Here is a 15,060-nt window from a genome sequence, read left to right on the forward strand (position 1 = left end):
CTCAGTGCTCCTTGACCAGCTCGGCGTACGGACCTCCGGCAGCGACCAGGTCCTCGTGCCGGCCCCGTTCCACGACGCAGCCGTGGTCGAGGACCACGATCTCGTCGCTGTCACGGACCGTGCTCAGCCGGTGCGCGATCACGACACAGGCGCAGCCGCGCCGCCGCAGATTGTCGATGATGATCTGCTCGGTCTCCGCGTCCAGGGCGCTGGTCACCTCGTCGAGAACGAGGATGCTCGGCCGGCGGACGAGCGCCCGGGCGATCTCCAGACGCTGCCGTTGCCCGCCGGAGAAGTTGCGGCCGTCCTGCTCCACCCGGCTGTGAATACCGCCGGGGCGCCGGGCGACGACCTCGTACAGGGCGGCGTCCTCCAGGGCGGCGACGACGGCGTCGTCCGGGACCGACGGGTCCCACAGCGCCACGTTGTCCCGCACGGTGCCCTCGAAGAGGAAGATGTCCTGGTCGACGAAGGAGACCGAGGCGGCCAGCGCACTGCGGGAAATGTCCTCCAGACGTTGCCCGTCCACCCGGATCGTGCCCTCCCACGGACTGTAGAGCCCCGAGATCAGCCGGGAGACCGTCGACTTGCCGCTGCCGGATCCACCGACCAGCGCCACCTGCTGTCCCGGACCGACGGACAGCGAGAAGCCGGTGAGCAGCGGTTTGTCCAGGGGGCTGTAGCCGAAGGTGATCTCTTCCAGGGTCACATGGCCCTTGAGCCTGCGCGTGCTCGCAGCCGGTTCGGGGCGCGAGTACAGCGAGTCCACCGGGAAGTTCTCGACGTCCTTGAGGCGGGCCACATCGGCGGCGAAGTCCTGCACCCGGCCCGCCACCGAGTTGAGCCGTGCGACCGGAGCCGTGAAACGGGTCACCAGCGCCTGGAACGCAACGAGCAGACCGATCGAAATGTGGCCGTCGACGGCCCGCAGCCCTCCGATCCAGAGAATCAGGGCGCTGTTGAGGGTCGCGAGCGCGGGGGCGACAACACCCAGCCAGGCGCTCGGCACACCGAGGCGCTGCTGCTCCTCCAGCGTGGTCGCGTGCTGCCCCGCCCAGCGGCGGAAGTACCCGTTCTCGCCGCCGGTGGCCTTCATCGTCTCGATCAGCTGCAGCCCGGTGTACGAGGTGTTGGTCAGCCTGGCGCTGTCGGCCCGCAACTTCTGGGCACGGGTGGCCCGCAGGCGCACGACGATGCGCATCGCCACCACATTGAGCAGCGCCAGCCCCACGCCGATGACCGTCAACTGCGGGTCGTAGATCCACAGCAGGGCCGCATAGAGCAGGACGACGACTCCGTCCACGCCGACGGCCGTGAGGTCGCGGGCCAGGGTCTCGGCCACGACATCGTTGGATTGCAGTCGCTGGACGAGATCGGCGGGGCTGCGCTGGGAGAAGAAGGTGACCGGCAACCTGAGCAGATGCCGGAAGAACCGGGCACTGCTCAGCGTGGAGGAGATGATGCGACCGCGCAGCAGGTTCGCCTGCTGCAGCCAGGTCAGCACGACGGTGAGCGCCACCATGGTGCCCATGGCCGCGAACAGGACACTCAGCAACGAGGTCTGATCGCCGATCAGGAACATGTCGATGTACGCGCGGCTCAGCGCAGGCAGCGTCGCGCCGACGGCCACCAGCAGAAGGCTCGCGAGCAGCGCGGCCAGCATCGTGCCCGAGGTGCCGCGCAGCCGCGCCGGCAGGGCGCCCATGATCCCGGGCTTCCTGCCTCCGCGGCGGAACCCCTCGCCGGGCTCGAGGACCAGGACGACGCCGGTGAAGCTGGTGTCGAAATCCTCGGCCGTCACGAAACGGCGACCCTTGTCCGGGTCGTTGATGTGCACGCCACGCCGTCCGAAGCGGCGGCCCATGCCGTCGTACACGACGTAGTGATTGAACTCCCAGAAGAGGATGGCCGGTGCCTGCACCTCGGCGAGGGCCGTCGGTTCCATCTGCATGCCCTTGGCCTGCAGCCCGTAACTGCGCGCCGCCTTCAGCACATTGCTGGCCCGCGATCCGTCGCGCGAGACGCCGCAGGCGATGCGCAGCTCCTCCAGCGGCACATGACGGCCGTAGTGACCGAGCACCATGGCCAGCGAGGCGGCACCGCACTCCAGTGCCTCCATCTGGAGAACGGTGGGACTGCGTACGGTTCTGGCCTTCTTCCCCTTCGGTGCCGGCCGCGGAGCCGAACGGCGCCTGCTGCCCGGTGTGTTGTCCGGTCGGTGCCGGCCGCGGCCGGGAGGCGGGAGCTGCGGAGCGGAGGGAGAGGTGTGCGGTGCGGTCACGGGAGCAGCCAATCGATCGGACGCTGGTCGGCCAGGTGGATTGCGCCGGTGGCCAGGGTCATGGAGTCGATCGTGTACGGAGGACCCTGGGCCGACGACCACCGGTAGCCGGACTCCGTGGCGGACGACCGGTCGAGCCGCACCAGGACCGCCACCGGCCTGCCGTGCTGCGAGAACTGCTCGCCCAGCTGGCCGTCGCCGAGAAAGCCGCTGATCTGCCGGGGTGTCTGTGAAGTCCTGCCGACCGCGGCCACACGACCGCGCAGCACACCGTACTTCTGGGCCGGCACCGACTGGGCGGTGAGATCCACGGAGGCGCCCACGGCAATGCCCGGCCCGCTCTCGCCGGGTACATAGAGCATCACCATCAGGGGATCGTCGGCGCCACGGGTCCGCTCCACACTCGCTACGTCCGCACCGGTGGTGACCACCGCTCCGATCGAGGCCGTCAGGGCGGTCACCCGTCCTGCGGCGATCGTGCGGACCAGCCGGTCGCCCTGTGCGGTACGCACCTTGAGCAGCGGTGCGTCGGCGGGCAGGGTCTCGCCTTCCTTGGCGAGTACGGCGGTGACTTGGCCGGCAACCGGGCTCTGCAGGATGTAACTGCCCTGTGCGTGCGTGAAGATGCCGGGCGCCCGGAGCGTGGAGGAGACGGATCCGGTCACCGCCCAGAAGCCCGCGGCGGCCATGACGAGCACGGTGATGCCGAGGGCGAGCCGGCCCTGCGGGCGCGCGAAACGTACCGGCAGGTCGAGTTCCTCCGGCGACTGCAGCTTGGAAAGGGCCTGTTGGCGGAACTGCACGGAACTCTTCCCTCGCTGTCAGGTGTGAGCAGTGAGCCCCGGAACCATGAGGTTCCGGGGCTCACGAGCCGTCTCAGAGACCGGCGATGAGACCGGTGGCCAGGCCGCTGACGGCACCGGTGTTCACGCCGGTGGTCGAGGTGGCGAGGCCGGTGACCGAGCCCACGACGCCGGAGACCGGGGCCACGGCGTCGACGGTGCCCGTGACGTTGCCGAGCAGGCCGCCGACGAGGCCGCCGGACACGTTGTCGAGGTCGTTGTCGGAAATCTCGAGGGTCTCGACCTGGGGGGTGTGGTTCATGATGGAGGCTGCCTTTCAGCTTGATAATTCATAGCGGTAACCCCTTGGTGTGGCTGCCGCATTGGGCAGGATCAAAGCACGTTGACGCCATGCGCAGCTAATCGGACCGGCGCTGATCAGGGCTTCTTCATGCAATGAATTAGCGCTGCGTGCAGATGTGTTCATGAGTCGGCGGCGGCTTCTTCACAAGCTTCACCGTCTGAATTCTCTTTACCTGAAAGTCCATTTACTTCAACTGGGACACTCCCGTTCAAACCCCCCTGCGGCCGGTCCGGACCAGGGAGTCCCGGTGGGCGGGGGTGACTGGTCTGGGCATGAGGTGTGCAGGTTTACGGAAGGTGAGCTGGGAGGCGAAACCAGCAGGTAGGAGCGCTGCTTCGGACACGCCCCGATCGATGCGGGGTGGTACGCCCGCATTCGGAGAGCCGTCGGCGGACTCGGGATCCGGGCTTGCCCTCGACGCGCGGGTGAGGGTTTGGGGTCACTGAGCCCTTCGGCCGTCCGGTCCGAGCGGGCCCCGATGGCGAGGAGTTCGCCCATGACTGCCGCGTCACCCACGGCGCCCTTGCCCCGCACGTCGCGAAAAGTCCAGTTGCTCGCCGTTCCGGGCGGTCTTCCGCGGCCGGAGCATTTCCGGGTCGTCCGGACACCTCTGCCGCAGCCGGCCGAGGGCGAAATGCTGGTCCGTAACCGGTATTTCCTGGTGTTTCCCGGACTCCGTACGGTCGTCGGCGGCAGGTTGGAAGGCGCCATCTTTCCCGGCGCCCAGCCCGGGGACCCGCTGTGCGGGACGGCCGTCGCCGAGGTGGTGGCGGCCGCTTCCGGCGCGGGAGGGGCCGCGGGTGGGCGAGCCGGTGTCGCACCGGCTCGGCCGACGGGAGTACGCCGTGGTGCCGGTGGGCGCGTGCACCCCGCTCGGCGATACGCCACCCGATCCGGTGGCCCCTCGTACGCGACCCGCGTCGTGAACTCGCTCTGCCCACCGAGCAAGAGCAGCTCCGCCGGCGTGAACGCAGGACCGGCGGCCGTCGACAACACGTAGGGAACCGCGATGCAGCGATACCTGCCGCATGCGCTGCCGCCGCTCCCGGCGGCACACCTTGTAGTAGTTCGGCCCGCTGTCCACAAGAGTGCCGTTGCGATCGAAGACGACCGAGGGCCGAGGTGCGCCGAGCGCTCATGGCACCCAGCCTGCGAAGCCGCCGATCAGCCCGTCGGGCCGGCCGCGGCCCGGCCCACCGATTCGACCAGTGGCAGCAGCCGGTGCGGCACCCGCTCGCGCAGGGCGACCTCGGTACGGGTCCTCACCACACCGGGCAGCTGGATCAACTGCTGGATCACATCCTCCAGGTGCCCGTTGTCACGGGCCACCACCCGGGTCAGCAGGTCCCCGCCGCCGGTGGTCGAGAAGGCCTCGACGATCTCCGGGACGGCGGCGAGGGCCTCGCCCACCTCGTCCAGATGCCCCTGGGTGACCTCCAGATGGACGAAGGCGAGCACCGGGTGGCCGAGCGCGGCGGGGGAGAGGACCGGACCCGTACCGGTGATCACGCCGTTGCGCTCCAGCCGGTCGATCCGGGCCTGGAGGGTGCCCCGGGCGATGGAGAGGATCCGCGCGTACTCACGCACGCTGGTCCGCGGTTGCTCGATGAGCAGCCGCAGGATACGGGTGTCCAGTGCGTCCACCGCCATGGTCCGATGGCCCCTTCCCGGTCGGTCGGTACGGGCTCCGACTGTACCCATGGCGCACCGTCGCACCATCCGGTCGTGCCACTCGCCTCAGAGGCGGTTGTTCTCGGGGAGTGCGTCCTCGGGGAGGGTGACCAGCCAGCGGGTGTCCTTGCGGGGGCGGAGGTAGAACGCCCAGTAGAGGGTGGCTGCCGCCGTGATGCCGCCGGTCCACAGCAGGTACTGGGCCTCCTGCTGGCTGAGGATGTAGACGAGTACGGCGATCAGCGCCACCGGCATCGCCGGCCAGAGCGGCATCCGCCACGCGGGCAGGTCCTTGTGGGACGCGCGGCGGGCTGCCAGCGCGGCGACCGCGACCAGCAGGTACATGCCGGTCACGGAGACGCCGGTCACGCCGTACAGGGTGTCGAGGTTGACGAAGCACAGCGCCGCGCCCGGGACCCCCACCACCAGAGTGGCGACCCACGGCGAACCGAAGCGGCCGAGGCGGGCGAGAGCGTTGTTGACCGGCTCGGGCCACGCCTTGTCGCGGGCCGACGCGAACAGCACCCGGGAGTTCTGGATGACCATGACGATGCCCGCGTTGATGATCGCGAGTGCGACGCACAGGCTGACGAACGTACCGACCGCCGAGTTGCTCCACGTGGTGACCATCCGGCCGATGTCGCCGGAGGTGAGCGCCGCGAGGTCGGGCGCACCCATGGTGATCGCCACCACCGGGACGAGGATGACGGCGGTCGAAATGGCGAGGGTGGCGAGGACGGTACGGGCGACGTTGCGCCGCGGGTCCTCCAGCTCCTCGGAGAGATAGACGGCGGTGGAGAAGCCCTGGGTGATGAAGAGCGCGATGGCGAGACCCGAGACCACCAGCATCGCGGTGACCGGGCGGGACGTCCCGCCGTCGCTCGCGACCACACCGTGCACCAGGCTGCCGGCGCCGCGCTCGGTGTGGGCGAAGCCGAGCACCGCCACCACGGCAGCCGCGATCACTTCGAGCACCAGGAAGACGCCGGTTATCCAGGCGTTGGCACGCAGGTCCAGCAGACCGGCCAGGGTGGCGAGCACCATCACCCCGGCGCCGGCGGCCTCCGCCGGTACATGGACCAGTGGAGCGAGGTAGTCCGCCGTACCCATGGCGATCACCGGCGGCACGATCATCACGACCAGCAGCGACAGCACGAACACCAGCCAGCCGGCGAGCCGGCCGGTCAGGGTGGTGACCATGGCGTACTCGCCGCCCGCGCTGGGAATCAGCGTGCCCAGCTCCGAGTAGCAGAACGCCACGGCGATGCAGAGCAGCGAGCCGATCGCGATGGTGAGGGCGGTGGCGGTCCCGAGGTCGCCGAACAGGTCGGGCACGACCACGAAGAGCGTGGAGGCGGGCGTCACGCAGGACAGGGTGAGCAGGGTTCCGCCGACGACGCCGATGGAACGCTTGAGGGCGCGCGGGCCGTCCTGGCCGCCGGGATCGATTGCCGCCGGTGCGGCGCCGGAGGTGACGGGCTGGCTGAGCATGTCGGTCATGGAGCGGTTCCGATCGACTGGGTGTGACGGGTGACGGCGGGAGCGCTATCGCCTCCGTGGCTTGCTGCGATGTTGGTTTCGTCTGCTCCCGGCGCGTTATCGAAACCTGTGGGATCCGTCACGTCAACCGTCATTTACCTTCGGAATTCGTTGTGTTCTGGCCAACGACTGGCGGTATTCGAAGATTGAGGTCTTCTTGACGCCGTATTGACGACTGCTGATATCGGTGCCGCTTCACGCGCATGACCTTCGAATGCGAGGTCATGTGGCGTAACTGCCTGTGATGCGTGAGCGGGGGGTGAGGTGTGGGGCCGAGATGATCAGCGGTTCGGCCGCGACGGGAATCGCAGAGTGTTACCGGTCACGTTGCGTGGTTTTTGCCTTGGGGGGCGCGCGGGTGTCAGGGCCCGGTTCGACGGCATCGCCCCGGACCGCGGGCGGCAGGTCTGCCGCCGTGACCGGTACGGCTGTCTTCGCGATCCGCTCGCCACGTCGGTCGCGGCAGGGGGCCCGGCCTGCCGGCGCCGCCCGGCTGCATCGGAGACCACGCCCGGGCGAGCCGTGAGAGACAGTCGGGTCCGGCATGGTCCATTGGTGTTCCCATGGCACAGCGAAAGGGCAGCAGACTGTGCCAATGGCCCAGAGAGCTCGGGCCGACTTGAGCCAGATGGTGTTCGGATGCTGTCATGAACCCAGTCGATGGCGCTGCGGATCCCGCGGCGCCTTTTTCATGCCAGGACATAGTGGGGAGAGCCAAGCGGTGCTGAAGCGGATGTTGGTGGCTCCGGACCCGGGACGGCTGCGGCTGCGCAACGCGTCCCGGGCCGTCGTCGGTATCGGCCTCGCCGTGACCTTCTCGGGCCTCGCCTCGCACTCGCTTCCCGCGGCCGTCGCCGGCGGCCTCGCCGCACTGCTCGCACTCTTCACCGTCACCGACGCCAGGGTCAGGGATCAGGCGCTCACCACCTCGCTGCTGCCCCTCGCCGGCTTTCCGGTGCTGGCGCTGGCGACGGGGCTGCACGACTACCCGCTCGCGCGCGATCTGGCGTTCCTCGCCGTCGTGTGCGCCGGGGTGTACGCGCGCCGCTGGGGGCCGCGCGGCCATGCCCTCGGGATCTTCGCGTTCATGGCGTTCTTCATGGCGCAGTTCCTGCACGCCGTTCCGGGCCAGCTGCCCGAGCTGTACGCCGCCGTCGCGCTCTCCCTCGTCACCTCATCGACCGTCCGCTTCGGTCTCTGGTGCTACGAACGGCGACTGCCGGTGCCTGTCGTGCCGGCGCTTCACGGCGGCAGCGGTCTGGCCCGCACGACCACGCGTCAGGCGATCCAGGCGACCGCTGCCGCTGCCTTCGCACTGGGCGTCGGACAGCTTCTCTCCGCGGACCGCTGGTACTGGGCCGTCGGCACCGTCTGGTGGATTTTCGTGAACACCGCCTCGCGGGGCGAGACGCTGGTCCGTGGCTTCCGCCGGGTCCTCGGCACGGTGGTCGGCATCGCCGTCGGGCTGCTCGTCGCCGTCCCGCTGCACGGAGACACGGCTCTCACCGCCGTCCTCGTCGCCCTCTGCGTCTTCGGGATCTTCTACACCGCCGCTGTCTCCTACAGCTGGATGGTCTTCTTCGTGACCGTGATGGCCGGACTGCTCTACGGGCTGCTCGGTGTACTGAACCCGGGACTCCTCGTCCTGCGGCTCACGGAGACCGGGGCCGGAGCTCTCGGGGCGGCGCTCGCCGTCGTCCTCGTGCTGCCCGTCAGCCTCCACGCGACCACCGATGCCTGGATCCAGCGGGCGCTGCGCTGTGTGCACGCGTGTACCGCCGAGGCCGCCGCGCGCCTCGCCGGCTCCCCGACCGCCGACCCCGCCCCGCGCGTGACCGAACTGGAGGCGCTGCTCGGCCGGGTCCGGCTCTCGCTCGCCCCGCTGGTGCACCCCCTCAACCCGCTACGGGCCCGCAAGACGCGCGCCCGGCAGGTGCTCGTACTGCTCGACCTCTGCGCACGCGAGGTGCGCGGCCTCGCCGCGGTGGCCGCCGACCCGGACGCCTCGCACGACGCCAGGCTCGACGCCGCCTGCCGTCGGGTCGAGGCCGCGGTGCTGGCTCTGGCGCAGCCCCGCCCGGTCCGTACGGAACCGCTTGCCGCGCCCGCGCAGGCACCGCACCACCACCCCGGCGCGGAGGCCGCGCTCACGCATCTGCACGCCCTGGAGGGGGCCCTCACAGAGCTGGCCGCACCCCTGCACACCTCGCCGCGGTCCCCGCTCGTCCCCGCCTGACCCGCGGCTCCGTGGAGGAGGTCGACGACGCCGCGGCCCTGGTCTAGACCGCAGAGGGTGCACTGCTACCGTCGCCCCGGAAGATCGCGACGGCCCGGACCGTGGCGATCAGTCGGCGGAGAGGGGCAGCAGCGGTGAGCAGCAACGGTGCCGGACGGGCATTCATCGGGTCGTTCACGTCGGCGGGCGGGCGGGGAGTCACCGTCGCCGCAGTGGACGGGGAGACCGGGGCGCTGACCGTCCTCGGTGCGACGGACGCCGTCCCCGATCCCTCGTATCTGGTCCTGGGGCCCGGCCCCGGATCCGGCTCCACCGCCCTCTACGCGGTCAGTGAGACCGAGAGCGGCGCGGCCGCCGCGCTCGACATCACCGGCGATGTGCCGCAGCCCCTCGGTGAGATACGGCCGGTGGAGGGCGACGGCCCCACACATCTGGCAATCGCCGGCGGCCATCTGATCACCGCCAACTACGGCTCCGGCAGCGTCACCGCCCTCCCGGTGCGCGCGGACGGATCGCTGGGCGCCGCCGCTTCCGTGCTCCAGCACGAGGGCAGCGGTCCGCGTACCGACCGCCAGCACGCCCCGCACGCCCACCAGGTGCAGCCCGACCCCTCGGGGAACTGGGTGCTGAGCGTGGACCTCGGGACCGACTCGATACGGATCTGCGCCCTCGACCCGAGCAGCGGGACGCTGCGTCTGCACGGCGAGACCGCGCTGCGGCCGGGCACCGGACCGCGGCATCTGGCCTTCCACCCCGCGGGCGCGCACGCCTATGTCCTGAACGAGCTCGAACCGACCGTCACCGTCTGCCGCTGGGACCCGGCCACCGGAGTCCTCGAGCCGGTCGCCGAGACAGCCGTCGTGCCCGAGGACGTGGTCGCCGACCCCGCGGCCGTCGTCTACCCGTCCGCGGTGGTCGTCTCGTACGACGGACGGTTCCTCTGGGCCGCCAACCGGGGGCACGACAGCATCGCCGTCCTCGCTCTCGACGCATCGGGCGAGAAGGCGTCCCTGGTCACGAACGTGGGCTGCGGTGGCCACTGGCCGCGCGACCTGGCCCTCGACCCCACCGGCCAGTGGCTCTACGCGGCCAATGAGCGGGCCGGGAACGTCAGCTGGTTCGCCGTCGACGCGACGACCGGCATCCCGTGCCACAGGGGCTCCCTGACGGCTCCAGCGGCCTCCTGCGTCGTCTTCGGCTGACGCGGACCGACCGCACGACCGAGCAGCGCGCAGTACACGGCACAGAGCACGCGTCCACACAGCACACAGCGGGGCCCGTACCGGTCGAATCCTCCGGTACGGGCCCCGCTGCCCTGTGCCTGCCAGGTCAGAAGGCCTGAGCCCCCTGCGGCGTTCCAGGGGCGATGCCCAGCGCCGTCATGTACATCGACAGCACGAGCTTGCCGATCGCCGGGTACGCACCGAGCGGCTCGGCCGTCGCGCAGCCCGCCTCCTTCGCGGCGGCGTCCAGCAGCCCCTCCGCGATCTCGGGACCCACCAGGTACGGCGCCAGGGCCAGCTGCACCGAACCGGAGCCCGTCAGCTGCTCGGCGATCGACGCGACCGAACCCTCGACATCGAGGGCCGCGGCCATCACCGGTACCGCGAGCCGGGCAGCCAGCAGCATGCCGGTGATCCCGGCGGCCTGCACGGCCTCCTCGCCACCCACGGTGGCCAGCACGATGCCATCGGCGGCCGTGGCCACGGTGAACAGCCTGGCGCGGTCGGCGCGGGCCAGACCGGCCTCGGAGAGGCGTACGTGCAGCGCCTCGGCGAGCAGCGGGTGCGGACCGAGCACATCGGTCAGCTCGACCTGCGCGCGGCTGTCCATGACGGCTTGGCGTATCCGCCGGAGCAGGGCGCTGTCCGGTCCCGCGAGCAGCGGCACCACGACGGCGGCCGGCCCCTCGGGCTCGGCGACCTCACGGCCTGCGGCCTTCGCCTGCTCGTAGCGCGCGATGCGCTCGGCGGCAGCGTGCGCGAGCACGGAGGCGAGCGTGGGGTATTCGGCGTCGTCGCCGTCGAGATAACCGATCCGTGCGTTGAGACCGGGCAGCTCGGACCGGGCAATGCTGATGACCTCTTCGGCCAGGCTGCGGGTGGCCGCCGAGGGGGTACCGGGAACGGCAAGAACGAGCGCGGCAGCGCCCTCAGGTGCGACCACGGGCTCCGGGCGGCGGTGCCGTCCGGACTGGCGAGGTCGCGGCATTCGTACAGGCAGGCCGGAAGCGGGCCCAGTGGGGGTGCTCATGGCGCCGCATGCTACTGGTTTTGGGTGCCCCGCTGTTCGGGGAGGGCCCAGTCGGGCGTTATCTGTCCGCTTTTATCCGATGAATGGCTTACCGGCCAACTGCCCTGCTCTGTCGGTCCTTACCGGCCCTCCTGTCCAGGCCCGTAGGCGGGTACGAACAGCATTGTCGGGTGCAGCGGCAACCGCAGATCACCGGTGGCCAGCGCCTCAGCGATGCGTAGCGAACCGGTCAGCGGATCACCCGAACCGGGGACCGTCCGCGCCTGCGGCAGTTGCCGGGCGAGCTCTTCGCGCAACGGTACGAGGAGCGGGTCGCCCATCCGGAACAAGCCACCGGTCAGGGCCACTTCGCACGCCTCGTTGTCCGCCCCGAGCTGCGGGCACACCGCCGCGGCCGCCTCCGCGATATGTCCGGCGGCGTCCCGCAGGATGCCTGCGGCGACCGGATCGTCCCCGGCGCACGCGGCGACCTCGGGGGCGAACGAGGCCAGCAGCGCGGGCCGGTCGGTGCGCGGATAGAGCACGCCGGGCATATCCGCCGCCGGACCGAACACCGCTTCCAGCCGGGCCAGCAACGCGGCCGATCCGCCGCGCCGCCCGTCATGTGCGCGCATGGCGGCATCGAGGCCGGCCCGGCCGATCCAGGCGCCGCCGCCGCTGTCGCCGAGCAGGTGACCCCAGCCGTCGGCCCGGCGCCAGCTCGTCAGATCCGTGCCCAGCGCGATCATGCCCGTGCCGCCGGCGACGACCGCCCCCGGCCGTTGTCCGACCGCTCCGGCGTACGCGGTCACCGCATCGGCGGCCAGCGCCAGCAGCCGTACCCCGAGCGCGCTCTCCAGGGCCCCTGGAAGCTCGGCGCGCAGCTGGTCCCCCAGCGTCGCCATGCCGGCGGCGCCGATCGCCACGGCGGCGATGGTGGAGCCTTCGGCGGCCCGGTCCTGCTCACCTGCCCGGGCACGCAGCTCCCGGGTGGCGGGAAGCAGCTGTTCCAGCAGGTGTCCGGCATCGATCCCGGCCGGTCCGGTACGCACCGGTGCGGCGCAGACCACGGTGGCCACCGGCTTCGCGGCCCCGACCACGCCGAGCGCCACCCGCAATCCCGAACCGCCCGAGTCCACCCCGAGGACGTACGGCCCCGCGGCGGCGGTCACGGCAGCCGCCAGTCGACCGGTTGCGCTCCCTGGCGCTCCAGCAGTTCATTGGCCCGGCTGAACGGCCGCGAGCCGAAGAACCCGCGGTCCGCGGACATGGGGGAGGGATGCGAGGACTCGATCGCCGGGAAGTCGCCCAGCAACGGCCTCAGATTCCGGGCGTCACGCCCCCACAGGATCGACACCAGCGGTGTGCCCCGCGCCACCAGCGCCCGGATCGCCTGCTCGGTCACTTCCTCCCAGCCCTTGCCACGGTGCGCCGCAGGCCGACGGGGCGCCGTGGTCAGTGCCCTGTTGAGCAGCAGCACCCCCTGCCGGGTCCAGGGCGTCAGGTCGCCGTTGGACGGTCGGGGCAGTCCCAGATCCGTGTGCAGCTCCCGGTAGATGTTCTCCAGGCTGCCCGGCAGCGGCCGCACATCGGGCGCCACCGAGAAGCTCAGTCCCACCGCATGTCCCGGCGTCGGGTACGGGTCCTGACCGACGATCAGGACTCGCACCTCGTCGAAGGGCTGCTGGAACGCCCGCAGCACATTCGGCCCCGCGGGCAGGTAGGTACGCCCTGCGGCGATCTCCGCGCGCAGGAAGTCGCCCATCGCGGCGATGCGTTCGGCCACGGGGTCCAGGGCCTGAGCCCAGCCCGGTTCGATGATCTCTTTCAACGGTCTTGCTGCCACGGGCCGCACTCTACTGCTCATACGACCGGACCGATCAACCGCCGATGGCCGTCGCCCGAACGCAGAGAACGTCCGGCAGATGTGAGGCGAGCTGCTCCCAGCTGTCCCCGTCGTCCCTGCTCGCGTACACCTCGCCGTTGCGATTGCCGAAGTAGACCCCGGCCGGGTCGGCGTTGTCCGTACAGAGCGCGTCACGCAGCACCGTGCCGTAATGCGTCTCCTCGGGCAGTCCGGCGGACAGCGGCTCCCAGCTGTTGCCGGCGTCGCTCGTGCGGAACACCCGGCAGCGGTGCTCGGCCGGGACGCGGTCGGCGTCGGCGTTGATCGGGAAGATGTACGCCGTCTGCGCCCGGTGCGGGTGGGCCGCAGCGGCGAAGCCGAAGTCGGACGGCAGCCCCTCGCCGATGTCCGTCCAGCTGTCCCCGGAGTCGTCGCTGCGGAACACACCCCAGTGGTTCTGCAGATAGAGCCGGTCCGGATCGACCGCGTCCCGGGCGACCTTGTGGACACACTGACCGAACTCCGGGTTCGGATCCGGCAGGAAGACCGCCGACACCCCCTTGTTCGACGGGGCCCAGCTCGCGCCGCCGTCCTTGGTGCGGAACACCCCGGCCGTGGAGACCGCGACGGTCACGTCCTGCGCATCCCTCGGATCGGTCAGGATCGTGTGGAGCCCCTCACCGCCCCCGCCCGGCACCCACTTCGAACGCGTCGGATGCTCCCACAGCGGGCGGACCAGCTCGAACGACTCCCCGCGGTCCTCCGAGCGGAAGAGCGCGGCCGGCTCCGTCCCCGCGTACACGACGTCGGGCGCCTCGTCCCCCGCCGGGTGCAGCTGCCAGACCCGCTCCAGCGAGGCGCCGGTGAACGACGGGAATTTCACCGCCGGTTGCTGCGGCTCGACCCATGTCGCGCCCAGGTCGTCGGAGTGGAACACCGACGGCCCCCAGTGCGCACTGTCCCCTCCGACCAGCAGCCGGGGCACCGGACCGCGGGTGTCGATGGCGATCGAGTAGATCGCCTGCGCATTGAAGTGCGGGGCGCCGAACTCCCAGGCGCCACCACGCCTTCGGCCGATGAAAAGTCCTTTACGGGTTCCCACAGTGAGCAGTACGTCGGTCATGACCGACCCCTTCCGAAACGCCTTTGTCGCGGACACGGGCCAGTCTGCACCCGGCCACTGACAGTGGTGTGCAGAGACGATGTCTCTGCAGGTCGGACGGGGGTGGCGGGCGAAGGGCGAGCCTCCGGCAGGGGAGCTGCGGCCGCATCCGCACGGGCCGTCTTGACCACCGTCCGTAGCGGGCCGTAGCGTGCGGGAGAAAGCGCTTGCCCCGTCGTCGATCCGGACCCAGGAGCACCCGTGGTGACCTTCGAAGGACTGCCCGGCGCCGTGGCCGTCTCCCACCTCAGGGTCTACGACTGGCCCACCGAGGACGGACTGCGCGGGGGTACGCCCCACCTCCACCTCACCTGTTCCGAGGGGTATGTGGTGGTCGGCGGAGCCGGCTCCGTGCAGACCCTCACCACGTCCGGCTTCCGGCAGACGCCCCTGACCGCCGGGTCCCTGGTGTGGTTCACCCCCGGCACGATCCACCGCCTCGTCAACGACGACGCCCTGTGCATCGTCGTCCTCATGCAGAACAGCGGACTGCCCGAAGCCGGGGACGCCGTTCTCACCCTGCCGCCCCGGTGCCTGACGGACACCGACACCTACCGCGCGGCGGCCGCACTCCCCGCCGACGCGGCAGAGCCGGAACAGGAACGCGCCGCCCGCGTCCGCCGCGATCTCGCCGTCGAGGGCTTTCTCGCGCTGCGCCGCGCCACCGAGGCCGGCGACCCCGAGCCGCTCGCCGCCTTCCACCGCGCGGCCGCCGCGCTCGTGAAGCACCGGACGGACGACTGGCGGGGGCGCTGGGAACAGGGCGCCGCCGCCGCGTCCCGGGCAACCGGTGAACAGCTGGACTCCCTGGCGCAGGGCGACAGTGGCCATCTCGCCCTTGCCTGTGTGCACGCCGAACAGCCTTCGGCGTACCGAAAGTTCGGGATGTGCGGCCGTCTCGATGTCTACGGCGGCTGATTCCACGGCGGGCGGCGGCTCAGGCCGTG

The 15,060-nt window shown here is 70.9% G+C and carries 13 protein-coding genes; 4 read left to right on the forward strand and 9 right to left on the reverse strand.

Annotated features, from left to right (window positions below; translation table 11 throughout):
* Position 1 precedes the first annotated feature (1 nt).
* The 3 genes from OHA88_RS38050 to OHA88_RS38060 all read right to left on the reverse strand — a co-directional run bounded on the left by OHA88_RS38050 (position 2) and on the right by OHA88_RS38060 (position 3,385).
* A complete protein-coding gene (locus OHA88_RS38050) occupies positions 2–2,281 on the reverse strand; it encodes an NHLP family bacteriocin export ABC transporter peptidase/permease/ATPase subunit (RefSeq protein ID WP_328628850.1) in 2,280 nt (759 codons plus the stop codon).
* Positions 2,278–3,084: an HlyD family efflux transporter periplasmic adaptor subunit gene (locus OHA88_RS38055; protein WP_267006545.1), complete on the reverse strand. Its 807-nt coding sequence runs from the start codon at positions 3,082–3,084 to the stop codon at positions 2,278–2,280. The genes OHA88_RS38050 and OHA88_RS38055 overlap by 4 nt, the downstream gene beginning before the upstream one ends.
* Positions 3,085–3,157: 73 nt before the next feature.
* Positions 3,158–3,385, reverse strand: coding sequence for a type A2 lantipeptide (locus OHA88_RS38060; RefSeq protein WP_267006546.1), 228 nt, complete (start codon positions 3,383–3,385; stop codon positions 3,158–3,160).
* 538 nt (positions 3,386–3,923) lie between these two features.
* Here OHA88_RS38060 and OHA88_RS38065 point away from each other — a divergent pair.
* A complete protein-coding gene (locus OHA88_RS38065; protein WP_328628851.1) occupies positions 3,924–4,427 on the forward strand; it encodes a hypothetical protein in 504 nt (167 codons plus the stop codon).
* 164 nt (positions 4,428–4,591) lie between these two features.
* Here the strand turns inward: OHA88_RS38065 and OHA88_RS38070 are convergent, their stop codons facing one another.
* Both OHA88_RS38070 and OHA88_RS38075 read right to left on the reverse strand, forming a co-directional pair.
* A complete protein-coding gene (locus OHA88_RS38070; RefSeq protein WP_326602137.1) occupies positions 4,592–5,077 on the reverse strand; it encodes an Lrp/AsnC family transcriptional regulator in 486 nt (161 codons plus the stop codon).
* Between the two features lie 87 nt (positions 5,078–5,164).
* Complete coding sequence (locus tag OHA88_RS38075; protein WP_328628852.1) at positions 5,165–6,598, reverse strand: APC family permease; 1,434 nt, start codon at positions 6,596–6,598, stop codon at positions 5,165–5,167.
* 760 nt (positions 6,599–7,358) lie between these two features.
* On the opposite strand from OHA88_RS38075, the gene OHA88_RS38080 reads away from it, so the two are divergent.
* A complete protein-coding gene (locus OHA88_RS38080) occupies positions 7,359–8,873 on the forward strand; it encodes an FUSC family protein (RefSeq protein WP_328628853.1) in 1,515 nt (504 codons plus the stop codon).
* 134 nt (positions 8,874–9,007) lie between these two features.
* Positions 9,008–10,075, forward strand: a complete 1,068-nt coding sequence (locus tag OHA88_RS38085) for a lactonase family protein (protein ID WP_328628854.1) — start codon at positions 9,008–9,010, stop codon at positions 10,073–10,075.
* Positions 10,076–10,202: 127 nt separating this feature from the next.
* Here OHA88_RS38085 and OHA88_RS38090 read toward each other — a convergent pair whose 3' ends face one another.
* From OHA88_RS38090 to OHA88_RS38105, 4 genes are all read right to left on the reverse strand, one after another.
* Positions 10,203–11,126: a sirohydrochlorin chelatase gene (locus tag OHA88_RS38090; protein ID WP_328628855.1), complete on the reverse strand. Its 924-nt coding sequence runs from the start codon at positions 11,124–11,126 to the stop codon at positions 10,203–10,205.
* 119 nt (positions 11,127–11,245) lie between these two features.
* Entirely contained in the window at positions 11,246–12,277 is a 1,032-nt protein-coding gene (locus OHA88_RS38095; RefSeq protein ID WP_328628856.1) for an N-acetylglucosamine kinase, read from the reverse strand.
* The gene (locus tag OHA88_RS38100) at positions 12,274–12,951 is read right to left on the reverse strand and encodes a uracil-DNA glycosylase (RefSeq protein ID WP_328628857.1); all 678 of its coding nucleotides are present in this window, start codon (positions 12,949–12,951) and stop codon (positions 12,274–12,276) included. Before OHA88_RS38100 ends, OHA88_RS38095 begins: the two co-directional genes overlap by 4 nt.
* Before the next feature lie 34 nt (positions 12,952–12,985).
* On the reverse strand, positions 12,986–14,074 hold the full coding sequence (locus OHA88_RS38105; protein ID WP_328628858.1) for a WD40/YVTN/BNR-like repeat-containing protein: 1,089 nt from the start codon (positions 14,072–14,074) through the stop codon (positions 12,986–12,988).
* Positions 14,075–14,314: 240 nt separating this feature from the next.
* Between OHA88_RS38105 and OHA88_RS38110 the strand changes: the two genes are divergently transcribed.
* Positions 14,315–15,031 carry a cupin domain-containing protein gene (locus OHA88_RS38110; RefSeq protein ID WP_328628859.1) on the forward strand — a complete coding sequence of 239 codons (717 nt, stop codon included), beginning with the start codon at positions 14,315–14,317 and terminating at the stop codon, positions 15,029–15,031.
* Positions 15,032–15,060 lie beyond the last annotated feature (29 nt).

The organism is Streptomyces sp. NBC_00353, from assembly GCF_036108815.1.
Lineage (GTDB): Bacteria > Actinomycetota > Actinomycetes > Streptomycetales > Streptomycetaceae > Streptomyces.